Source organism: Sphingomonas sp. (genome assembly GCF_042096255.1).
In the GTDB taxonomy this organism is placed as follows: Bacteria; Pseudomonadota; Alphaproteobacteria; order Sphingomonadales; family Sphingomonadaceae; genus Sphingomonas.
Genome location: NZ_JBELLZ010000031.1, coordinates 1 through 21,506, shown reverse-complemented (window position 1 = coordinate 21,506; position 21,506 = coordinate 1). Strand labels below are relative to the sequence as shown.

Genomic DNA, 21,506 nt, shown 5'->3' with positions numbered 1-21,506 from the left:
GGAAGTCAGACGCCCATCGCCGCGCGCGGGTTCCCCTCCGCAGGCGTCCAGCTGTCGACGAACTGGCGCAGCGCGGCATCCTCCCCGGGCAGGTCGATCATCAGCGTGACCAACTGGTCGCCGCGCCCGCCGCCCTTCTTGTGGAAGCCCTTGCCCTTCAGCCGCAGCACCTTGCCCGAGGAGGCGCCCGCCGGCACCGTCAGCATCACCGGCTTGTCGACCGTGGGAACCTTGACGGGGCCGCCCTTCACCGCCTCCACCAAGGTGATCGGCAGGTCGAGCCGCACGTCGTCGCCCTCCCGCGTAAAGAACCGATGCGGCTGAACCTCGATGGTGACGATCGCGTCGCCCGCACCGCCCGGCCCCGGCTCGCCCTTGCCGGCAAGCTTCATCTGGGTGCCGTCCTCGACCCCGGCGGGGAGCTTCAGGTCGATGGTCTTGCCGTCGGCGAGGGTGATCCGTTGCGGCGACAGACTGGCCGCATCGACGAAGGGGACGCGCAGGCGATAGGCGGCGTTGGCACCCTTGGGTGGCGCGCCGCGGCGGCCGAACCCGCCCGAGAAACCGCCGCCGCCGCGCTGCGCGCCGCCGCCGAACAGCCCTTCGAAGATGTCCGAAATGTCTGCGCCTTCGCCGCCGAAGTTTTCGCTGCGAAAGCCGCCGCTTTGCCCGCCCGGCCGACCCTGGAAGCCGCCGCCGGGGAAGCCCGCGCCGAACGGCGAGGCGGGGTTGCCCTCCGCATCGATCTCGCCGCGGTCGAAGCGGGCGCGCTTGTCCTTGTCGGTGAGCAGGTCATAGGCGGAGGTCACCGCGCTGAACCGCTCCGACGCCTTGGGATTGTCCTTGTTGCGGTCCGGGTGCAGCTCCTTGGCGAGCTTGCGATACGCCTTCTTGATGTCGTCCTCGCTCGCGGTGCGCGCGACGCCCAGCGTGGAATACGGATCGGCTGCCATCGGGTCCCCTGTGTGTTACCCAGCTATGTGGGGCGGGCGTGCAGCGAGCGCAATCATGCCGCCGTCTCCACCGGCGCGACATCGACGCTGACGTGCATCTCCTGCGCGCCGGCGCCGAGCACGACGCCATCGACCGGCGCGATCTCCGCATAGTCGCGGCCGACCGCGATGATGATGTGGTCCTCCGCCATCCAGATGCCGTTGGTGGGATCGAGGCCGATCCAGCCGCGCTCGGGCCCGCACCACAAAAGCACCCAGGCATGGGTAGCATCGGCGCCGACCAGCCGCGCCTGTCCTTCGGGCGGGATGGTGCGGATGTAACCGGAGGCATAGGCGGCGGGCAGGCCGGCGGCGCGCAGGCCGGTGAGCATGATCTGCGCGAAATCCTGACAGACGCCGCGGCGCTTGGCGAAGGCCTCGTGCGGGGGCGTGTCGACCAGGGTGGCGGCGGGATCGAACTCGAACTCGCGCTGGATGCGGCGGGCGAGCGCGATCCCCGCCTCCAGGCTGCCACGGTCGGGCGCAAGGTCCTTGGCGCACCAGTCCGCGATGGTGCGATCGAGAGGGATCAGCGGCGAGGGGTAGAGATAGGTGGCGGGGCCTGCGGCGGAGAGGTCGCGGCTGTCGCGGGCGAGCGCGGCGATCTCCGCCAGCGTCGGATCGGAGGCGTCGGGCACCGGTACCAGCCGATCGACCGCCAGCCGCGCGCGGCTGTCGATCACCAGCTGGCGCACTGGCTGCTCCACCACCAGCCGGGTGACGTGCGCCAGCCCCGCCTCGGCATGCGCAGGATGGGTGCGGCCGGCGGGCGAGACGTGGAGCGCATAATGCTCGACGCGCTGCCCCGGCCAGTCGATCGGCTGGAGCCGCAGGTTGCAGCGCGCGAACTTGACCGCGCCGCCGTAATCAAAACGGGTGACGTGGCGGATGTCGTAGATCATCGCCGCAGCCCCGCTCAGTCGCCGAACGGATCGCGGACCAGGATCGTGTCCTCGCGCTCGGGGCTGGTGGAGACGAGCGCCACCGGGCAGCGGATCAGCTCCTCGATGCGGCGGATATATTTGATCGCGGCGGCGGGCAGCTCGGCCCAGCTGCGCGCGCCCGCGGTCGACTCGGACCAGCCCTCGATCATCTCGTACACCGGCTCCACCTTCGCCTGGTCGGCGGCATGCGCGGGGTAGTAATCGAGGATCTCGTCACCAAGGCGGTAACCGGTGCAGATCGCCACCTCGTCGAAGCCGTCGAGCACGTCGAGCTTGGTCAAGGCGATGCCGGTAATCCCCGACACCGCCGCCGACTGGCGCACCAGCACCGAATCGAACCAGCCGCAGCGGCGCTTGCGCCCCGTCACCGTGCCGAACTCATGCCCGCGCACGCCCAGCCGCTCGCCGGTCTCGTCATGCAGCTCGGTGGGGAACGGGCCGGAGCCGACGCGGGTGGTATAGGCCTTGGCGATGCCGAGCACGAAGCCGACCGCGCCCGGCCCCATCCCCGATCCGCCGGCGGCGGTGCCGGCGATGGTGTTGGACGAGGTGACGAACGGATAGGTGCCGTGGTCGATGTCGAGCAGCACGCCCTGCGCGCCCTCGAACAGGATGCGGCGGCCGCGCGCGCGCGCCTCGTTGAGGTCGCGCCACACCGGGCGGGCGAAGGGCAGGACGAAGCCGGCGATCTCGCGCAGCTGCGCAACCAGTGCGTCGCGGTCGATCGGCGGCTCGCCGAAGCCGGCGCGCAGCGCATCGTGGTGCGCGGTGAGCCGGTCGAGCTGCGGGCCGAGATCGTCGAGGTGGGCGAGGTCGCAGACGCGGATCGCGCGGCGGCCGACCTTGTCCTCATAGGCGGGGCCGATGCCGCGGCGGGTGGTGCCGATCTTGCCCGCGCCCGACGCATCCTCGCGCAGTCCGTCGAGATCGCGATGGAAGGGGAGGATCAGCGTGCAGGTCTCCGCAATGCGCAGCGTTTCGGGGGTGACGGAGACGCCCTGCCCTTCCAGCCGCGCGATCTCGTCCTTGAGCGCCCAGGGATCGAGCACCACGCCGTTGCCGATCACCGAAGGAGTGCCGCGGACGATGCCCGAGGGGAGCAGCGACAGCTTGTAGGTCGTGTCGCCGACGACGAGCGTGTGGCCGGCATTGTGCCCGCCCTGGAAGCGGACGACCATGTCGGCGCGCTCGGCCAGCCAGTCGACGATCTTGCCCTTGCCCTCGTCGCCCCATTGCGCGCCGATCACCGCTACGTTGGCCATTTCATGCTCCTGATTCGGCGCGTGCTTTGACGGGTGGGCGCGCGGGGGACAAGCGGGCGGGGGCGGACGGAGACGAATTGAGGCGGTTTAGGCGTGGACGCGGAAATCGGGGCTTAGGCGACGGGTTGGCGACTGGAACGTGACACTCAGGCGACACGGTCGCGACTCTGGCGCGACAGTGGCGCGGCTGCTTGGCGACCGCGACGCGACACGACGCGACGCCGGCGCGACACCATGGGGCGGGGGCAGAAGACGGGCGACCCGCCCGATCGGGTTAGGCGTCAAGCGGCCGCAGATGAGGATGCATGGCATGGCGGACAGGGCATCACAGCTTTTCCGACATTGGAAGGGTGCGATGGGCGGGGCGGGCGCGGAAAGGTAGCGGGATCCCGGCTCAAGGCCGGGATGACGGAGGTTGGGGGGAAGCCGACATTGCGGATAGGGGTGATCTGGCGCATCTTCACAGCATGAAGTCCGCCACGGCTAAGCTCCCGAAGGGCCAGAGCTATCCTCTTCGGCCCTCCAAACTCGAAGAGGCGCTTGCCTCCGCTGCTCTTTCGATTGACGTTTATCTGACTCGCACGCCCGGCAGGTTCTTCAACGCGCACTTTTGGCCACCAACCCCCGACATCCCATATGAGCGCATCTATGTTCAGGCAGGTTCGGTGCCGAGCGATGAAGCGTCGAGCGCCCGTGCCGAGATCGAGTCCATAGCGCTTCCTGCTCTTGTGCGATGGATGGCGGGCATATTGGCATTGGACGAGAAATCGCCCGCGCGACGGGAACGCAGTGAGTTCAAGTTCTACTGACTGAATGTCCGCAAGTGGGCGGAAGCCGACTTTGTAGTTGCAACCGTCACCCCGGCCCCTTCGGCGAAGCTCAGGACAAGGCTTGTGCCGGGGTCCACGGTGCGGCGAGGGAGGCGCTCCGATTTGGGCGCGTTCGGCTGCCTCGCGGTGGACCCTGGCACGGGAGGGTGGGCTCTTGATCCTCCCCCGTAGGCGACGGAAGGGGGCGGTCGGCGGTGCGCTCCACAACGAAGCGTACCGCTGTCCTCCCTCTCCTCGCGCATTCGCGCTTCCTCCCCCTGGGGGGGAGGATCGTGGAAACACTTCAGACCGGCTGCGCCGTGCCGCTGCGCCACACGTGGGTGCAGAGCTGCGCTTCGGGCGTGTCCTCGGGTTCCAGCGCGGCGACGGTGACCCAACCTTCGCTGCGCAGTCGGGCGCCCTCGCCTGCCGGCGTGCCGTGCGGCAGGAACAGGCGGCGGCGCTCGCCGCTGCCCTCTCCCACCAGCGCGTCGGCGAAGAGCGAGAAGCCGGTGGCGGGTTCCTCGCCGCCGTCCTCGCGCAGCACGGTGTAGGTGCCGCCGCGGCCGACCTCGCGGGTGGCGCCCTCGGCGAACAGCGAGAAGCCGAGCCAGCTCTGATATTCGAAGCCGTGGCGCTCGGTGGGATCGAGGGTGAGCGACACCGGCAGGGCGGCGGCGATCGCCTCCAGCCCGTCGAGGCGGCTGGCGAGCACGCCCGCGGTGTCGAAGGCGCGCAGGCGCTCCAATGCGAGCGCGAACGGGCCGGCGGCCTCGATCAGCGGCAGATACGCCGGGGCGAGCGCGGCGACCGCGCCGGCGTCCTTGGCATCGAGCGCGGCGCGCAGCGCCTCGGCATCGGCGACCGGCAGCGGGCCGGCGGCGAGCGCGTCAACGAGGTCCGGTAGAGTAAAGTCGATCGACACGCCGGTGGCGCCCGCGGCGGCGAGTGCCTCCACCGCGACCGTCACCACCTCCTGCGCGGCGGCGACGGTGTCGCGGCCGATCAGCTCGCAGCCGATCTGCCGCGTCTCGCGGGCAGGGGCGAGCTCGGGCGCGCGCAGCTTGAGCACCGGGCCGGCGTAGCTGAGGCGGACGGGGCGCGGGTGGTGCGCCATCCGAGTGGCGGCGATGCGCGCGACCTGGGCGGTGAGATCGGGCCGGATCGCGAGGGTGCGCTGACTGACCGGATCGACGAAGCGGACCGCGTCGTGGAGGCCGCCGGCCTTGAGGCGGGTGGCGAGCGCGTCGGCATATTCGACGAGGGGGATCGACGCGTTCGTAGCCGTGCGAGGCGGCGGCGGCGAGGATGCGGGATTCCAGCGCCGCGGCGGTGTCGGCATGGGGGGGCAGGCGATCGCGGAAGCCTTGGGGGAGGAGGGGGGTCATGGTCGCGTCTCTAAACGCGAGAGGGCGGAACGGGTAAGCCCTCTCCCGCGTGCGGGAGAGGGTTTGGGAGAGGGGCTATCGTCTGGGCGATCACGTCGAGCACGCCTTCCAGGTTGCCCATCACGTCGGCGTTGGTGAAGCGGAGGACGCGATAGCCTTTCGATTGGAGCCAATCGGTGCGGCGCCGATCGCGCTGTGGATCGGTGTGGGTGTCACCGTCGACTTCGATGACCAGCTTGTGCGCCCAGATCAGAAAATCGACGATGTAGGGGCCGATGACTTCCTGACGGCGGACCTTGATGCCGTTGAAGCGCTTCGCCCGGAGCGCGATCCACAGTTCGCGTTCGGGCTGGGTCATCTGGGTGCGCATGGCTTTGGCGCGGGCGAGCAAGAGCGGGTCGGTTGTTTTCACTGGCCCTCTCCCAAACCCTCTCCCGCACGCGGGAGAGGGCTTTACTTGCTCGCCTTCGGCTTCGCTAGAACCCCAGCCCCATCGCGGTCTTGACACCCGGCAGCGCCTTAACCTGGGCGAGGAGGTCGCCGGTCACCGGCTCGTCTACCGAGAGCAGCAGCACCGCCTCGCCGCCCGCGGCGCGGCGGCCGAGGTGGAAGGTGCCGATGTTGACCCCGGCCTCGCCCAGGAGCGTGCCGATGCGGCCGATGAAGCCGGGCGCGTCCTCGTTGACGACATAGAGCATGCTGCCGACCAGATCGGCCTCCACCTTGATCCCGAACAGCTCGACCAGGCGCGGCGCCTGGTCGCCGAACAGGGTGCCGGCGACCGAGCGCTCGCCGTCCGAGGTCTTCACCGCGACGCGCAGCAGGGTGTGGTAATCCCCTTCCCGCTCGGTGCGGATCTCGCGCACTTCAAGGCCGCGGTCCTTGGCGAGGAAGGGCGCGTTGACCATGTTCACCGTCGCGGTCTGGGTGCGCAGGTAGCCCGCGAGCACCGCCGAGACGATCGGCTTCATGTTGAGCTCGGCCGCGGCGCCCTCGGTGTGGATCGAGATGCGCGGGATGGCGCCATGCGCGAGCTGGCCGACGAGGCTGCCGAGCTTCTCGGCAAGCGCCATGTACGGCTTGAGCTTGGGCGCTTCCTCGGCGGACAGCGAGGGTACGTTCAATGCATTGGTGACGCCGCCGGTCATCAGGTAATCCGCCATCTGCTCGGCAACCTGGAGCGCAACGTTGACCTGCGCCTCGTTGGTGGAGGCGCCGAGATGCGGGGTGGAGATGAAGTTCGGGGTGCCGAACAGCGGGCTCTCCTTCGCGGGCTCGGTGACGAACACGTCGAGCGCGGCGCCGCCGATATGGCCGCTGTCGAGCCCGGCCTTCAATGCCGCCTCGTCGACCAGCCCGCCGCGAGCACAATTGATGATGCGCACGCCCTTCTTGGTCTTGGCGAGGTTCTCGGCGGAGAGGATGTTGCGGGTCTGATCGGTCAGCGGGGTGTGGAGGGTGATGAAGTCCGCGCGGGCGAGCAATTCGTCCAGCGTGACCTTCTCGACGCCCAGCTCGATCGCGCGCTCCTCGGTGAGGAAGGGATCATAGGCGACCACCTTCATGCGCAGGCCGAGCGCGCGATCGGCGACGATGCTGCCGATGTTGCCGGCGCCGATCAGGCCGAGCGTCTTGGCGGTGAGCTCGACGCCCATGAAGCGGTTCTTCTCCCACTTGCCGGCCTGGGTGGAGGCGTCGGCCTCGGGCAGCTGGCGGGCGAGCGCGAACATCAGCGCGATCGCGTGTTCGGCAGTGGTGATCGAATTGCCGAACGGCGTGTTCATCACCACCACGCCCTGCGCCGACGCGGCGGGGATATCGACATTGTCGACGCCGATGCCGGCGCGGCCGATCACCTTGAGGTTGGTGGCGGCGGCGAGGATCTCCTTGGTCACCTTGGTGGAGGAGCGAATGGCGAGGCCGTCATATTGGCCGATCATCGCCTTGAGCTCTTCGGGGGTCTTGCCGGTGATCTCGTCCACCTCGACCCCGCGGCTACGGAAGATCTGGGCGGCGAGGGGGGACATCTTGTCGGAAATGAGGACCTTGGGCATTTTGATTTCCTTCCCCCTCTCCCGCGTGCGGGAGAGGGCCGGGGAGAGGGAAGTGCGGCAGGCGGGCGGGAGCCGAGCGGATACGCCCTCTCCCAACCCTCTCCCGCACGCGGGAGAGGGCTTAGTTCTTCGCCGCTGCGTAGGCCCAGTCGAGCCAGGGACCGAGCGCCTGGATGTCGGCGGTGTCGACGGTGGCACCGCACCAGATCCTGAGGCCCGGGGGCGCGTCGCGATAGCCGCCGATGTCATAGGCGGCGCCATCGGCTTCCAGCAGCGAGACCATCTTCTTGATGACGGCCTCGTCGGCATCGACGGTGAGGCACACGCTGGTCTTCGAGCGGCTGGCGGGATCGGCGGCGAGGTGGCCGAGCCAGTCGCGCTCGGCGACAATCTTGTCGAGCGCGGCGGCGTTGGCATCGGAGCGGGCGATCAGGCCGCGGGGCCCCAGCGACTTGGCCCACTCCAGCGACCAGATCGCATCCTCGACCGCGAGCATCGATGGCGTGTTGATCGTCTCACCCTTGAACACGCCCTCGGCGAGCTTGCCCTTCGAGACGAGGCGGAACACCTTTGGCAAAGGCCAGGCGGGCGTGTAGCTCTCCAGCCGCTCGACCGCGCGCGGGCCGAGGATCAGCACGCCATGCGCGCCCTCCCCGCCCAGCACCTTCTGCCAGGAGAAGGTGGCGACATCGATCTTGTCCCACGGCAGGTCGTAGGCGAACACGCCGCTGGTCGCGTCCGCGAAGCTGAGGCCCTCGCGGTCCGCCGGGATCCAGTCGCCGTCCGGGACGCGCACGCCGCTGGTGGTGCCGTTCCAGGTGAACAGCACGTCGTTCGACCAGTCGACCTGCGCCAGATCCGGCAGCTGGCCGTAGTCGGCGCGGATCACGGTCGGGTCGATCTTGAGCTGCTTTACCGCGTCGGTCACCCAGCCTTCGCCGAAGCTTTCCCAGGCGAGCGCGGTGACGGGGCGGGCGCCCAGCATGGTCCACATCGCCATCTCGAACGCGCCGGTGTCGGAGCCGGGGACGATGCCGATGCGGTGGGTGTCGGGAAGCTGGAGCAGCTCGCGCATCAGGTCGATGCAATACTGCAGTCGCTGCTTGCCGAGCTTCGAGCGGTGCGAGCGGCCGAGCGAGTCGGCGGCGAGCTTCGCCGCGTCCCAGCCCGGAGGCTTGGCGCAGGGGCCCGAGGAGAAATAAGGTCGTGCCGGCTTGTCGGCAGGTTTCGCAGGCGCAAGGGTGGCGTCGGCGAGCGTCGTTTCAGTCATATCTGACTCTCCTTACAGAGAGCACGCGCGGCGTTGGGACCGCGTGGCCCGCCGGCGGCCCTAGAGATTTGCGCGGCGCGGTCAAGCGTTGATCCGCCCGGCGGGATCGGCGACACGGCGCGCGTGCGCACCCCTGCCCTCCTGCTGGCGCTGCTGCTCGCCGCCTGCGGCCGGTCGGAACGGCCCGCCGCGAGCGCGCCAGCCAAGCCGATCGCCGCGCCCTCGTCGCGCGAGACCGCGCAATGCCATGTCGACCTCAACCGCGAGGGCGTGCGCTTCTCGATCCTGCCGGACAAGGATTTCGGCGGCGGCTGCGGGATCGTCGGCACGGTGCAGCTGATCGACATCGGCGTGCCGGTGACCAACCTGAAGGCGGTGCGCTGCGGCGAGGCTTTGACCTTCACCCGCTGGGTGCGCAACGCGGTGGCACCCGCCGCCTTCCAGATGCTGGGATCGGAGCTGGTGCGGGTGGACTCGATGGGCAGCTATGCGTGCCGCAACGTCGTCGGCTCCTCGCGCGCGGCGGGGCGGCGATCGGGGCACGCTATCGCCAATGCGATCGACATCGCCGGCTTCACCCTGCGCGACGGGCGGCGGATCACCATATTGCGGGACTGGAAATCGCCTGATCCCGACGTGCGCCGCTTCGTGGAGACGATCCACGCCTCCGCCTGCCGCCGGTTCGGCACGGTGCTGTCGCCCGACTATAACGCCGCCCATCGCGACCACCTGCACCTGGAGGACGACCGGGCGCGCTTCTGCCGCTAGCCGCGTCATCAAGCCTTCATCAGAGACCCTCACGTACCCGGCAACAAGAGGGAAGACGCGATGGCTGATCTGAAGGGCACCAAGAAGCGCGACACTATCAATGGCACCAACGTGGCGGATACGATCGTGGGGCTGGCGGGGGACGACCGGCTGAGCGGCGGCAACGGCCATGACACTTTGCTCGGCGGCACCGGCGACGACACCTTGCTGGGGGAAGCGGGTGACGACGTGCTGGAGGGCGGCGCGGGGGCGGACACGCTGAATGGCGGCGACGGCTTCGACCTGGTCTCCTATGCCAACAGCTCCTCGGTGCGGATCGACCTGCGCCAACAGCTTCAGCGCTCGACCGGCGAGGCCTCGGGCGACCGGCTGATCGGCGTGGCAGGCGCGATCGGCAGCTTCTTCAACGACGTGCTGCGCGGCGACGCGCGCGCCAACCAGTTCCTCGGCAATGGCGGTGAGGACCTGATCGAGGGCGGCGACGGCAATGACACGCTGATCGGCGGCGACGGCGGCGACCAGCTGAACGGGGAGGACGGCGACGACGTACTCCAAGGCGGCGAGGGCCTGGACAGCATCGACGGCGGCTATGGGGACGACATCGTCAGCTACGAGGATTCGAACGCTGGCGTCACCGTCGACCTCGGGCTGGGCGAGCAGGAGTCGGAAGGCACCGCCAAGGGCGACACCCTGTCCAGCATCGAAGGCGTCGCCGGATCGCGCTTCGCTGACCGGCTGGAGGCGAGCAGCGCCGATACGCTGATCCTGGGGCTGGGCGGCAATGACCTGCTGCTCGGCTGGATCGGCGACGACCAGATCGAGGGCGGCGACGGCGACGACACGATCAACGGCGACATCGGCGACGACCAGTTGCTCGGCTCGGCCGGCGCGGACTTCATTATCGGCGATTCGGGCGAGGACATCATCCTGGGCGGCGGCGGCGCCGACGTGATCCGGCCGGGCTATGACGCCGACCGGATCGACGGCGGCGGCGGTTTCGACACCCTGATGTACGATGACGCCGACGAGTCGATCTCGATCGACCTGGAGATCGGGCTCGGCGACCTGGGCATCGCCGAGGACGACCAGGTCGTCAACGTCGAGGGCGTGGTCGGCGGCCGGTTCAGCGACTGGATTTATGGCGACGATGTGTTCAACCGGCTGGAAGGCGGCGGATCGAGCGACACGCTGTTCGGCCGCGGCGGCGCGGACCGGCTGTTCGGCGGCGGGGGCGACGACCTGATCTCGGGCGGGGCGGGCGCGGACATGATCGGCGGCGGCGACAATTATGACACCGCCGACTATTCGGACTCGGACGCCGGCGTGCGCGTGAAGCTGGGCGCCGAGGTGCAGGCCGGCGGCCATGCCGCGGGAGACGTGCTCGGATCGATCGAAGGCGTGAACGGCAGCGATTTCAACGACCAGCTGACCGGCAACGGCACCGCCAACACGCTGACCGGGGGTGGCGGCGTCGACCGGCTGACCGGAAACGCCGGGAATGACGTGCTGGAAGGCGGCGACGATGCCGACACGCTGAACGGCGGCACCGGCGTGGACTGGGCAAGCTATGCGGGCGCGGCGAGCGGCGTGACGGTGAGCCTGGCGCTGGCGGTGCAGAACCGCGGCTCGGGCGATGCCGCGGGCGACCGGCTGATCGCAATCGAGAACCTGCGCGGCTCGATCGCGGGCGACTCGCTGACCGGCGACGCCAATGACAATGTGATCGACGGCGGGCTGAGCGCCGACGACATCCAGGGCGGCGGCGGCAGCGACACGCTGATCGGCGGCTATGGCGACGACATCGTCTCCGGCGGGCTGGGCGCCGATGCGCTGCAGGGTGACGACGGCAACGACCAGCTTTCGGGCGACGATGGCGCGGATACGCTGTACGGTGGCCAGGGCATCGATCTGCTGACCGGCGGCGCCGGAGCCGACCGGTTTGTCTGGGGCCTGTCGGTGGAAAGCACGCTGGCAGCGGCAGACCAGGTGGCGGACTTCACCCGCGGCGAGGACATCCTTGACCTGTCCGGCCTCGACGCCGACCGGCTGACCGATGGCGACCAGGCGTTCGCGCTGGTGGACGATTTCACCGGCGTGGCGGGCGAACTGGTGTTCGCGGCGCAGGGCGGCAACGGCGTACTGCTCGCCGATGCCAACGGCGATCTGGAAGTGGACTTCGCGATCGCGCTGATCGGGGTGACCCAGTTGGGGGCGGCCGACCTGGTGCTGTGAGGGGGAAACAAAACCGTTCGTCCTGAGGAGCCGCTGAGCTTGTCGAAGCGGCGTCTCGAAGGACCGCCGGGGGAAATGTCCTTCGAGACGGGCCTTCGCCTGCGCTCAGTCCCTCCTCAGGACGAACGGGGGGGTGTGGGCTGGTACGCCGCCCCGCCGTGCCCCTCGCGCAGGTAATCCTCACTGCGCATCTCCTCCAGCCGGCTGACCGTGCGCTGGAACTCGAAGCGGCCGTCGCCCGCGGGGTAGAGCGCGTCAGGCTGGGCGTCCGCGGCGGCGAGCAGCTTGACCTTGTGCTCGTAGAGCGCGTCGACCAGCGACACCAAACGCGCCGCCTCGTTGCGGTTCTCCGGGCCGAGCACGGGGACGCCGACGAGGATCACGGTGTGGTACTTGCGGGCGATGGCGAGATAGTCGGTGGCGCCCCTCGCCTCCCCGCACAGCCGCTTGAAGCTGAACACCGCAACGCCCTTCAAGGCCTTGGGGACGTGGAGGGTGCGGCCCTGGACGGTGAGGTCCTCGGACGGGACGCTGGCGCGATCCTCCACGGCGTGATCGGTGAGGCGGAAGAAGGCGGCGGAGAGCTGCGCGGTCGCCTCGGCACCGTTCGGGACCAGCCATGTGTCCTGCTGACCGAGCCGGTCGCGGCGGTAATCGACCGGGCCGTTGAGCGCGAGCACGTCGAGTCGCTGCTCGATCAGCGCGATGAAGGGCAGGAAATGCTCGCGGTTGAGGCCGTTCTTGTAGAGGTCGGGCGGCGGGCGGTTGGAGGTGGTGACCACGGTGACGCCGCGCTCGATCAATGCGGTGAACAGGCGGCTGAGGATCATCGCGTCGGGCGAGTTGGTGACCATCATCTCGTCGAAGGCGAGCAACGGCGCCTCCTCGGCGAGCGCCTCGGCGACGGGGACGATCGGGTCACCGGCCTCCTTGCGCCGCTCGATCGCGATGCGGCCGTGGATTTCCTGCATGAACTCGCCGAAATGAACGCGGCGCTTCCGCTCCACCGCCACATTGGCGAAGAACAGGTCCATCAGCATCGACTTGCCGCGACCGACATCGCCCCAGAGGTAGAGGCCACGGGGGGGCACGACCTTCTTGCGGAAGAAGCCGGTGGTGCGGGGGTGCTCCAGTTCCTGCGCGAGCGCGTCGAGGCGGGCGGCGGCGGCGGCCTGCTCGGGATCGGGGCGGAGCTCGCCGGCGGCGATGAGGGACTGGTAGGCAGGGAGGACGGCGGTCATGCCCCCATGTACCCCCGCGAAGGCGGGGGTCCAGCCTGGGTTCCCGCCTTCGCGGGAGCCCACCCTCTTATCCCCTGCTCGGCTTTCGGATCGTGCCCGAGAACTCGCAGATCACGTCCTCGGCCTGGACCAGCAGGCCTCGCAGGAACAACAGGCGGCCGGTCTCGCGGAGCAGCTCCACCTGCGCTTCCAGCGGCTCGCCCACCCGACCGGCGCCGATGAAATGGGTGTTGAGATCGAGTGTCACCGCGGTGCCCGCCTCGATCAGGCCGAAAGCACGCGAGGCGGCGAAGAGCGCGACGTCGATGAAGCCGAGCAGGGTGCCGCCGTGGACCGCATTGCCGAGATTCGAGTGCTGACGTTCGGGCGTCATGCGGACGCGGGCGGTGCCCTCGTCGAGGCGGACCAGCATCTCGCCGAGGAAGGCGTTGTAGCGGGTGGCATCGCGGAAGCCCCAGCGTTTCCAGCCGGGGTGATCGGGATGATCCTCGTAGAGGAGGTGCGGGTCGGGCAGGTGCTCGCGGTTCTCGGTCAATCAACCGACTCCCGTTCGGCCCGAGCGAAGTCGAAGGCCATGCGTGGCGTGGAGTGCTTCGACTTCGCTCAGCACGAACGGTTGGGTGGATCGAGCGGCCTTAGAGAACCCGCTCGGCCTCCATTTTCTTGATCTCGGCGATCGCCTTGGCGGGCGACAGCCCCTTCGGGCAGACGTTCGCGCAGTTCATGATCGTGTGGCAGCGATAGAGGCGGAACGGATCCTCCAGCGCGTCGAGGCGCTCGCCGGCCATCTCGTCGCGGCTGTCGGCGAGCCAGCGATAGGCCTGGAGCAGGATGGCGGGGCCGAGGAACTTGTCCGCATTCCACCAATAGCTGGGGCAGGAAGTGGAGCAGCAGGCGCACAGGATGCACTCGTACAGGCCGTCGAGGCGCTGGCGGTCCTCCGGCGACTGGAGCCGCTCCTTGCCGGCGGGCGCGGGGGTCTCGGTCTGGAGCCAGGGCTTGATCGAGGCATATTGCGCGTAGAAGTGGGTAAAGTCTGGAACGAGGTCCTTGATCACGTCCATTGCGGGCAGCGGGGTGATCTTCACCTCGCCCTTCACATCCTCAATCGCGGTGGTGCAGGCAAGGCCGTTGCGCCCGTCGATGTTCATCGAGCAGGAGCCGCAGATCCCCTCGCGGCACGAGCGACGGAAGGTGAGCGACGAATCCTGCTCGCCCTTGATCTTGATGAGGGCGTCGAGGACCATCGGGCCGCATTCGTCGAGGTTGACCTCGAACGTGTCGTAGCGCGGGTTCTCGCCGCTGTCGGGATCGTAGCGGTAGATCTTGAACTTGCGCATCTGCCCGCCGGGCTGGGGCGACGGATGCGCCTGCCCCTTCTTGATCTTGCTGTTGGCGGGGAGGGTGAACTGGGCCATCTGGGTTCCTTCGCTGCGTTGCAGCTATGCCCCTGAGGAACCGAGCGCAAGGGTTTAGGCGCGGCTCAGATCACGTCGAGCACCAGGCCCTTGTCGCGCGCCTCCTCGGCATCGACGTACCAATTGTTGGGCGCGCGGCTCTGGAGCTCCTCGAAGCTGACCTGCGATCCCGCGACGATGTCGCGAAAGCCCTCCTCCTGGATGCGGATCGAATGCTCGATCTCGTTGAGCTTGGCCTTTAGGATGTGCGGCAGGGTAGAGAGCGGGCCGTTGAGCTGGAGCGTCGAGGTCATCAGCCGCTCGTGCAGCATCAGCCGGGTACCGCGGGTGAGGAAGCGCTTGTCAACCGGAAAAGCCGACATGAAGGTGGCGCCCGCCGAATAGACCGCGACCTTGCCGAGGAACAATGCCTCGCGGCCGGTATAGTCGCGCAGCAGGCGGATGTCGTCGCCCATCGCCCGGCCGATCTCCGGGTCGCCGCCCAGAGTGGTGATGCTGACCACGACGGGGCCGTCCTGCGGCGCATCGAGCAATTGCTGCTTGAAGTTGGTGTACATCATGTCGTCCACCGGCCCGTGCAGCTGGACGTGCGGATGGGCGAGCAAAGGATAGCGCGTGGCGCGGGCGTCGTTGCGGGCGGCATCGGTCATGGCGCGCGAAACGGCGGTGGACGCGGCCGGTTCCTGCGGTGCAGCGAAAATCAGCGCTTGAGGTCGTCGAGGATGGTGATCGCCGGGCGACCGACCTGTGGCGTCGTGCCCCGCGGCATGCGTGCGTCCAGCGGCGCGAGCCAGCGCGACACGTCGCTGCCGATCGACAGCTGGGGTTGCGAGGGGGTCAGCTTGCCCTTGGCCTCCCACGCCTCGATCAGGCCGAACGCCTCGGCGCTGGCGGCGGCGAGCGGCTGGGGCTTGCGCAGGGCATGGTTGACCAGCGCGTCGCCGAAGAAGGTCCAGTCCGAATCGGCCTGGCAGCCGAAGGAGGTGCGGTCCGCCGAGGCGGCGGTGACGATCGCGGTGGTGGGCGACTGGAGCATCGGCACGAACACGCCGGCGAAACAGGCCGAGAGGATCAGCAGCCGGTTGTGGATGCCGAGTTGCGACAGGTTGGTCCACAGCCGGGTGGGCGAGACCGCGCCGGCGCCGGCGTCGCCATCATTGTAGAACAGGCCGAACGGCGCACCATGCGTGGTGACGTAGAGGACCAGCACGTCCTCCTTGGGGTCCATCAGCTCGGCGACGCGGGCGAGTGCGAGGGCGAGATGGTCCGGCGCGCCGCGCGGGGCCTGGCTGTCGGCGGCGCCGTCGGTGCCGGCGAGGAGGAGCGTGCGGCCGGCCGCGTCGTAGCGACGCGAGAGCACCGCGGCCGCCTCGCGCGCCTCGCGGCCGAACACCGCGTCGCTGTCCATGCCGACCGCGACGACATAGGCATCGACGGTGCCCGGCCGCTGCGGCTGGAGGGTGGCGAGCGCGGCGGTGAGCCGGCGATGCTCCGCGAGCTGCCAGGCGGGGCTACGATCGCGCTCCACCTGCGCGCCGGCATCGGCGAGCGCGAGCGCGGTCTGCGGTTCGATATTGTCGAACAGCAATGGCGGGCGGGTATGCGGCGTCGGCTGATAGACCTGGGGGCTGGCCGGCGCGCCGATCATTGCCAGTGCCGCCGCGAGGGCGCGTGTGAATGCCCGCATGCGCGCGACCTTGGCGCGCCCTGCCCTGCCCGGTCAAGCGGCGGAACCCCGGCGGGGCGGGGCCGGTTGGGGTGCGCAAGGAGATGTGCGCCGATGAAGCTCAAGCCGCTCGACCAACAGGTCATCGTGATCACCGGAGCGAGCTCCGGCATCGGGCTGGTCACCGCCCGGCGCGCGGCCGCCGCGGGCGCAAAGGTGATGCTCGTCTCGCGCGACGCCGACGCCTTGGCCGAGGCCGCGGCGGGGATCGGCGAGGCGGCGGCGTGGCATGCGGCCGACGTGGCGGACGCGGGGGCGGTGCGCGAGGCCGCCGCCGAGGCGGTGAAGCGCTGGGGACGGATCGACAGCTGGGTGAATTGCGCAGGGGTGACGATCTACGGCGCGCTGCTCGGTACGCCGGAGGACGAGCATCGGCAGCTGTTCGACACCAATTATTTCGGCACGGTCAACGGCTGCCTGGCGGCGGTGCAGCACCTGCGCGGGCGCGGCGGCGCGCTGATCACGGTGGCCTCGATCGTGGCGGACATCCCCTCGCCGGTGCAGGGCGCCTATGCCGCCTCCAAGCACGCGGTGAAGGCCTATGTGGAGGCGCTGCGGATCGAGCTGGGCGCGGCGGGGCTGCCGGTGTCGGTATCGCTGGTGAAGCCGTCGGGCATCGACACGCCGGTGGCGGAGCATGCGCCGGCGCATGTCGGCGGCAAGGCGCTGCTGCCGCCGCCGGTTTATGATCCCGAACTGGTGGCGGACGCGATCCTGGCCTGTGCCGTCGAGCCGCGGCGCGAGGTGACGGTGGGCGGCGCGGGGCGGGCGCAAGTGCTGTTCGCGCAGCATTTCAAGGGCGTGTTCGAGAAGCTGGCGCCCTTCTACGCCGCGACGATGGTGGATCCCTCGCAGCCGCAGCCCTCGCACGCGGGCAACGGGCGCGAGCGCTCGGAGGCGCAGAGCGGGCGGCGGACGAGCCTCTATGCCGCGGCGGCGCGCCACCCGCGCGCGACCGGGGCGGTGGGTCTGGCCGGCATGGCGCTGGCGGGCGTGCTGATCGCGCGGCGCTCGAAGGACGGTTGATCGACTGCGCAGGAGCCGCAAGGATGGGCGCCATAAGGAGAGGCGCGTGATCGACCTGCACTTCGCCGCCACCCCCAACGGGTGGAAGATCACGATCATACTGGAGGAGCTTGGACTGCCCTATCGGGTGGTGCCGGTCGACCTGGGTGCGGGCGCGCAATTCGCGCCGGAGTTCCTGGCGATCAGCCCCAATAACCGCATCCCGGCGATCATCGACCACGAGCCGGCGGACGGCGGCGCGGCGCTAGCGGTGTTCGAGTCGGGCGCGATCCTGCGTTACCTGGCCGACAAGACCGGGCGGTTCGGCGGGGAGGGTCTGCGCGGGCGCCTGGCGGTGGACCAGTGGCTGATGTGGCAGATGGCGGGGCTCGGGCCGATGCTGGGGCAGAACGGCCATTTCCGCCTCTACGCGCCCGAGCGGCTCCCCTACCCTACCGACCGGTACGCGAGGGAAGCGGACCGATTGTACGGCGTGCTCGACCGGCAGCTGGCGGCGACGGGCGCGCATGTCGCGGGCGCGGACTATACGATCGCGGATATCGCCTGCTTCCCCTGGATCATCACTCACAAGGCGCAGGGGATCGACATGGCGAGGTTCCCGCATGTCGCGCGCTGGTTCGCGCAAGTGCGGGTGCGGCCGGCAGTGGTCGCGGGCACCGCGGTGGGACGGATGGCGCGGCCCGACGAGATCACCGCCGAGGCGAAGCGGGTGATGATGGGGATCGGCGGATGATCGAATTCTTCTTCGACTGTTCGAGCCCGTGGACCTGGCTGGGATTCGAGAGCATCCAGCCGCTCGCCGCCGAGCTTGGCGTGCTGGTGGCGTGGCGGCCGATCCTGGTGGGCGGCGTGTTCAACGCGGTGAACGGCAGCGTGTACGAAGGCCGACGCAACCCGGTGCCCGCCAAGGCGCGCTACATGGCCAAGGACCTGGCCGACTGGGTGCGGTTGCAGGGGCTGGAGATTCGGTTTCCGCCGACCGTGTTCCCGGTCAACAGCGTCAAGGCGATGCGCGCCTGCTGCTGGCTGGGGCAGGATTGCGTGCCGTTCGCGCGCGCGGCGTTCCGGGCGTATTGGAGCGACGACCGCGACATCTCGCAGGATGCGGTGCTCGCCGAGGTGGCGGCGGCGGCGGACGTGGATGCAGCGGCAATGTTCGCGGCGATCGGGACGGATGCGGTGAAGGCGGCATTGCGCGCCAACACCGACGAACTGATCGCGCGCGGCGGCTTCGGATCGCCGACGATCTTCGTGGGCGGGGAGGACATGTATTTCGGCAACGACCGCATGCCGCTGGTCCGCGCGGCGGTAGAGCGGTTGCGGGGAATGTGATAGATCGCCCTCATGGCAAGCAGACTTTCCGATAGCGCGCTGCTGACCGCCGAGCAGTTCCTGGAGATCGAGTTCGGACCGGACATCAAGGCAGAGCTAGATAACGGCGTCATCCGAATGATGGCGGGAGGGACGATCACCCACTCGACCATTCAAGGTAATTTCATGCGCTTCCTTGGAAATGCGCTGCGGGGTTCAGGATGTCGCCCGCATGCCTCGGACGCCGCCGTTCGCACGCAGGCCGCCTCAGTACGCTATCCCGATATCACAGTGGATTGCGGCGCCTCGATCAGCGACGACAAGGTGCTGGCCAATCCGCGCATGGTGGTTGAGATCCTCTCGCCCTCCACTCGCCGTGACGATCTCGGCGTGAAGCTCGACGAATATCGGGAGATCGAGACGGTCGACACGATCGTGCTGGTGGACCCTGAGACCGAGCGCCTGCGTGTGCTCCAGCGGACCGGGCCGGGGGCGTGGGCGGATCGATCGTTCGCGGAGCCGGCCGATCTAGAGTTGCCGTCGCTGGGGCTGGTGATGCCGTATGATGAGATTTTTTCGGATGATTGACAACTGAGGCGCCTCCCCGACGAAGGCCGGGGCCCAGCATCGGACCGCTCGCAACTGGGCTCCGGCTTTCGCCGGGGGGTCTGCGTGAGAGCAGCGCGCTCATCGCGCTGCTTGCGGCTCGGTCCAACTCAACGACAGGTCGCTACCGCGAGTCGATCCCGTTTCGACCGCCACACCCGCGGCCGCGAACCGCTGGGTCGCGGCTTCCACCGCGGCAGACGGGCCGGACAGGGTGACGCCGCGGCCGAGACGGCGGGCGGCCCAGAGCGCGTCGTCCAGCGCCGCGGCATCGGGCGCGTCGTCCTCGACCGGGATGTCGCCCAGCGCGGCTTCGGGTGGGATCAGTTCGATGCGCCAGCCTTCGTTGGCTTCGGCGGCGCGGCGCTCGATCGCGCGATAGGTGGCGAAGCCCGCTTCCGGCAGCGGCGCGAAGCGGGCGCTGGCGCGGCGTAGCACCGGATCGACCAGCACCTCCGCCGGCGCGACGCCGGCGGTGAGCGCGATCCGCTCGGCGACGCCATCGCGCAGGTTGCGCACGGAGGCGCCGCGCGCATCGGCAGCGGCGGCGGCGATCTGCGCCGCCTCGCCCGCGCCGGTCTCGCTGCCGACGCGGACCTGATCGACATGCAGATCGAGCGGCATCGCCACGGTGCGCCGGGCCTCCGCCACCACCGCCCGGTCGGCGCCTGATACCAGCTTCGGCGTCAGTACCACTGCGCGGACCACGGCCGGGTCGCGATCGAAATCGATGTCGAGCTGGCTGAGGCGCGCGGTGCCGCCGAAGGGGGTCAATACCGCCTCGCGGATCTGGCGGCGCGCAAAGCTTTCGGTGGCGATCTGCTTCAAGGCGAAGCCGAGCGGGATCGCGAGCGCCGCCAGGCCGGCAACGATGAGCGTGCCCTGGAGCCGCGTCTGGGTGGGCGAGAGATGCGCGCCAAAGCCATATAGGCGCGCCACGGCCGCGGCGGTGAGCGCGATGGTGATGAGATTGGTGACGAACAGCAGCAACGAGCCGGCGAGCGCCGTCCAATTCTGCGTGGCGAGACCGAAGCCGATCACCGCCAGCGGCGGCATCAAGGCGGTGGCGATCGCCACACCCACCACGGTGGTCGAGCGTTCGTGAATGATCGCATAGGCGCCCGCCAGCGCCGACAGCAAGGCGACCAAAAGGTCGAACAGGTTGGGCCGGGTGCGGACCGCGATTTCGCTGGTCACCGTCTGGATCGGCGAGATGGCGACAAACAGTGCGGACAGGCCGACCGCGAGGACCGCGCCGAGCAACAGCGCCCAGGAAGAGCGGCGAATCTCGATCAGGTCGAAGGTGGCGATGCCGAAGCCGAGGCCGATGATCGGCAGCATCAGCGGCGAGATCAGCATCGCGCCGATGATCACCGCGCTGGACGGCAGCAGCAGGCCGAGGATCGCGATGCCCGCGGAGATCAGCACCGCGAACAGGTACGATCCCGACCAGCCCGATTCGGCGGTAATCCGGTCGATCACCGCGCCGTGATGAACCTTGCCGGAGGCGCGGGCCCGCCACCAGCGGGAGATCACCCCGCCGCGTGTGATCCCGGCGCCCTCCATCCGCCGAGGCCCCTCAGTACACGCGCTTCTTGGGCTTGATGTACTGGACGTCGTCGGTGAGCGTGTAATCGTGCACCGGGCGGTAATCGATCGCGCAGGCGCCGCCCTTGCCGCCCCAGCCCTCGAACGTGGCGATGGTGTGCTTCATCCAATTGGCGTCGTCACGATCGGGGAAATCCTCGTGCATATGCGCGCCGCGGCTTTCCTTGCGGTTCTCGGCGGAGCGCATCGTCACGACCGCCTGGCTGATCAGATTGTCCAGCTCCAGCGTCTCGACCAGGTCGGTGTTCCAGATCAGGCTGCGGTCCTTGACCGATACGTCCTGGAAGCTCTGGTAGATCGCGTCCATCTTGGTGACGCCTTCGGACAGCAGGGCGCTGTCGCGGAACACCGCGGCGTGGCGCTGCATGGTCTTCTGCATCTCCAGCCGGACCTGCGCCGTGGTGGCGCCGCCACTGGCGTTGCGGAAGTGATCGAGCCGGCCGAGCGCCATTTCCTCCGAGCCCTTCGGCAGCGGGTTATGCGGCGTGTTGGGCTTGAGCGCTTCCTTGAGGTGGAGCCCGGTGGCACGGCCGAAAACCACCAGGTCGATCAGGCTGTTCGAGCCGAGGCGGTTCGCGCCATGGACGCTGACGCACGCCGCCTCGCCCACCGCGAACAGGCCGGGCACGACCGTGTCGGGATCGCCATTCTTGTTCTGGACGACCTGCCCACGCCAGTTACACGGGATGCCGCCCATGTTGTAGTGCACCGTCGGCGTGACGGGCAAAGGCTGACGGGTGAGGTCGACGCCCGCGAAGATCTTGCCGGTCTCGGTGATGCCGGGCAGCCGCTCGTGCAGCACCTTGGGATCGATGTGATCGAGGTGCAGGAAGATGTGGTCCTTGTCCTTG

Annotated in this window: 20 protein-coding genes and 1 pseudogene; 7 read left to right on the top strand and 14 right to left on the bottom strand. The window is 69.2% G+C overall.

Translation table 11 applies throughout. From position 1 onward, the window contains the following. Window positions 1-5: 5 nt before the first annotated feature. Genes ACFDTH_RS07975 through ACFDTH_RS07965 form a run of 3 tightly spaced genes read right to left on the bottom strand, consistent with a single transcriptional unit; the run spans window position 6 to window position 3,198 of the window. The gene (locus tag ACFDTH_RS07975; RefSeq protein ID WP_375287002.1) at window positions 6-953 is read right to left on the bottom strand and encodes a DnaJ C-terminal domain-containing protein; all 948 of its coding nucleotides are present in this window, start codon (window positions 951-953) and stop codon (window positions 6-8) included. A gap of 53 nt (window positions 954-1,006) precedes the next feature. Continuing rightward, the gene (locus ACFDTH_RS07970; protein WP_375287001.1) at window positions 1,007-1,894 is read right to left on the bottom strand and encodes a transglutaminase N-terminal domain-containing protein; all 888 of its coding nucleotides are present in this window, start codon (window positions 1,892-1,894) and stop codon (window positions 1,007-1,009) included. Between the two features lie 14 nt (window positions 1,895-1,908). After that, the gene (locus ACFDTH_RS07965; RefSeq protein WP_375287000.1) at window positions 1,909-3,198 is read right to left on the bottom strand and encodes an adenylosuccinate synthase; all 1,290 of its coding nucleotides are present in this window, start codon (window positions 3,196-3,198) and stop codon (window positions 1,909-1,911) included. Window positions 3,199-3,665: 467 nt separating this feature from the next. Between ACFDTH_RS07965 and ACFDTH_RS07960 the strand changes: the two genes are divergently transcribed. Continuing rightward, complete coding sequence (locus ACFDTH_RS07960; RefSeq protein ID WP_375286999.1) at window positions 3,666-4,007, top strand: hypothetical protein; 342 nt, start codon at window positions 3,666-3,668, stop codon at window positions 4,005-4,007. 304 nt (window positions 4,008-4,311) lie between these two features. Here ACFDTH_RS07960 and ACFDTH_RS07955 read toward each other — a convergent pair. The 4 genes and pseudogenes from ACFDTH_RS07955 to ACFDTH_RS07940 form a co-directional block, all read right to left on the bottom strand. Beyond that, window positions 4,312-5,395, bottom strand: a pseudogene (locus ACFDTH_RS07955) (ATP phosphoribosyltransferase regulatory subunit). Between the two features lie 10 nt (window positions 5,396-5,405). Further along, the gene (locus tag ACFDTH_RS07950; RefSeq protein ID WP_375286998.1) at window positions 5,406-5,786 is read right to left on the bottom strand and encodes an endonuclease domain-containing protein; all 381 of its coding nucleotides are present in this window, start codon (window positions 5,784-5,786) and stop codon (window positions 5,406-5,408) included. Between the two features lie 85 nt (window positions 5,787-5,871). After that, on the bottom strand, window positions 5,872-7,449 hold the full coding sequence (gene serA / locus ACFDTH_RS07945) for a phosphoglycerate dehydrogenase (RefSeq protein WP_375286997.1): 1,578 nt from the start codon (window positions 7,447-7,449) through the stop codon (window positions 5,872-5,874). Window positions 7,450-7,570: 121 nt separating this feature from the next. Further along, entirely contained in the window at window positions 7,571-8,719 is a 1,149-nt protein-coding gene (locus ACFDTH_RS07940; RefSeq protein WP_375286996.1) for a phosphoserine transaminase, read from the bottom strand. A 123-nt stretch (window positions 8,720-8,842) separates the two neighbouring features. Here ACFDTH_RS07940 and ACFDTH_RS07935 point away from each other — a divergent pair, with 123 nt between their 5' ends. Together ACFDTH_RS07935 and ACFDTH_RS07930 are read left to right on the top strand one after the other, a co-directional pair. Continuing rightward, a complete protein-coding gene (locus ACFDTH_RS07935) occupies window positions 8,843-9,487 on the top strand; it encodes an extensin family protein (RefSeq protein WP_375286995.1) in 645 nt (214 codons plus the stop codon). A 60-nt stretch (window positions 9,488-9,547) separates the two neighbouring features. After that, window positions 9,548-11,719 carry a M10 family metallopeptidase C-terminal domain-containing protein gene (locus ACFDTH_RS07930; RefSeq protein WP_375286994.1) on the top strand — a complete coding sequence of 724 codons (2,172 nt, stop codon included), beginning with the start codon at window positions 9,548-9,550 and terminating at the stop codon, window positions 11,717-11,719. Window positions 11,720-11,835: 116 nt separating this feature from the next. On the opposite strand, the gene zapE is transcribed toward ACFDTH_RS07930, so the two are convergent. The 5 genes from zapE to ACFDTH_RS07905 form a co-directional block, all read right to left on the bottom strand. Next, on the bottom strand, window positions 11,836-12,960 hold the full coding sequence (zapE, locus tag ACFDTH_RS07925; protein WP_375286993.1) for a cell division protein ZapE: 1,125 nt from the start codon (window positions 12,958-12,960) through the stop codon (window positions 11,836-11,838). A gap of 67 nt (window positions 12,961-13,027) precedes the next feature. After that, the gene (locus ACFDTH_RS07920; RefSeq protein WP_375286992.1) at window positions 13,028-13,495 is read right to left on the bottom strand and encodes a PaaI family thioesterase; all 468 of its coding nucleotides are present in this window, start codon (window positions 13,493-13,495) and stop codon (window positions 13,028-13,030) included. A gap of 100 nt (window positions 13,496-13,595) precedes the next feature. Further along, a complete protein-coding gene (locus ACFDTH_RS07915) occupies window positions 13,596-14,378 on the bottom strand; it encodes a succinate dehydrogenase iron-sulfur subunit (protein ID WP_375286991.1) in 783 nt (260 codons plus the stop codon). Window positions 14,379-14,443: 65 nt separating this feature from the next. After that, window positions 14,444-15,028 (bottom strand): ATP-dependent Clp protease proteolytic subunit, encoded by a 585-nt coding sequence (locus ACFDTH_RS07910; protein ID WP_375286990.1) that lies wholly within the window; start codon window positions 15,026-15,028, stop codon window positions 14,444-14,446. A 50-nt stretch (window positions 15,029-15,078) separates the two neighbouring features. Next, complete coding sequence (locus ACFDTH_RS07905; protein ID WP_375286989.1) at window positions 15,079-16,065, bottom strand: C13 family peptidase; 987 nt, start codon at window positions 16,063-16,065, stop codon at window positions 15,079-15,081. Between the two features lie 93 nt (window positions 16,066-16,158). Between ACFDTH_RS07905 and ACFDTH_RS07900 the strand changes: the two genes are divergently transcribed. Genes ACFDTH_RS07900 through ACFDTH_RS07885 form a run of 4 tightly spaced genes read left to right on the top strand, consistent with a single transcriptional unit; the run spans window position 16,159 to window position 19,029 of the window. Then, complete coding sequence (locus tag ACFDTH_RS07900) at window positions 16,159-17,130, top strand: SDR family oxidoreductase (protein WP_375286988.1); 972 nt, start codon at window positions 16,159-16,161, stop codon at window positions 17,128-17,130. A 46-nt stretch (window positions 17,131-17,176) separates the two neighbouring features. Then, the gene (locus tag ACFDTH_RS07895) at window positions 17,177-17,863 is read left to right on the top strand and encodes a glutathione S-transferase N-terminal domain-containing protein (protein WP_375286986.1); all 687 of its coding nucleotides are present in this window, start codon (window positions 17,177-17,179) and stop codon (window positions 17,861-17,863) included. Further along, the gene (locus tag ACFDTH_RS07890; RefSeq protein WP_375286985.1) at window positions 17,860-18,462 is read left to right on the top strand and encodes a 2-hydroxychromene-2-carboxylate isomerase; all 603 of its coding nucleotides are present in this window, start codon (window positions 17,860-17,862) and stop codon (window positions 18,460-18,462) included. Before ACFDTH_RS07895 ends, ACFDTH_RS07890 begins: the two co-directional genes overlap by 4 nt. Before the next feature lie 12 nt (window positions 18,463-18,474). Further along, window positions 18,475-19,029: a Uma2 family endonuclease gene (locus ACFDTH_RS07885; protein ID WP_375286984.1), complete on the top strand. Its 555-nt coding sequence runs from the start codon at window positions 18,475-18,477 to the stop codon at window positions 19,027-19,029. A gap of 99 nt (window positions 19,030-19,128) precedes the next feature. Here ACFDTH_RS07885 and ACFDTH_RS07880 read toward each other — a convergent pair whose 3' ends face one another. Both ACFDTH_RS07880 and ACFDTH_RS07875 read right to left on the bottom strand, forming a co-directional pair. Then, window positions 19,129-20,613 (bottom strand): DUF389 domain-containing protein, encoded by a 1,485-nt coding sequence (locus ACFDTH_RS07880; protein WP_375286983.1) that lies wholly within the window; start codon window positions 20,611-20,613, stop codon window positions 19,129-19,131. Between the two features lie 13 nt (window positions 20,614-20,626). After that, window positions 20,627-21,506: FAD-binding protein (locus ACFDTH_RS07875; RefSeq protein ID WP_375286982.1), on the bottom strand; the 880-nt coding region annotated here is incomplete at its 5' end.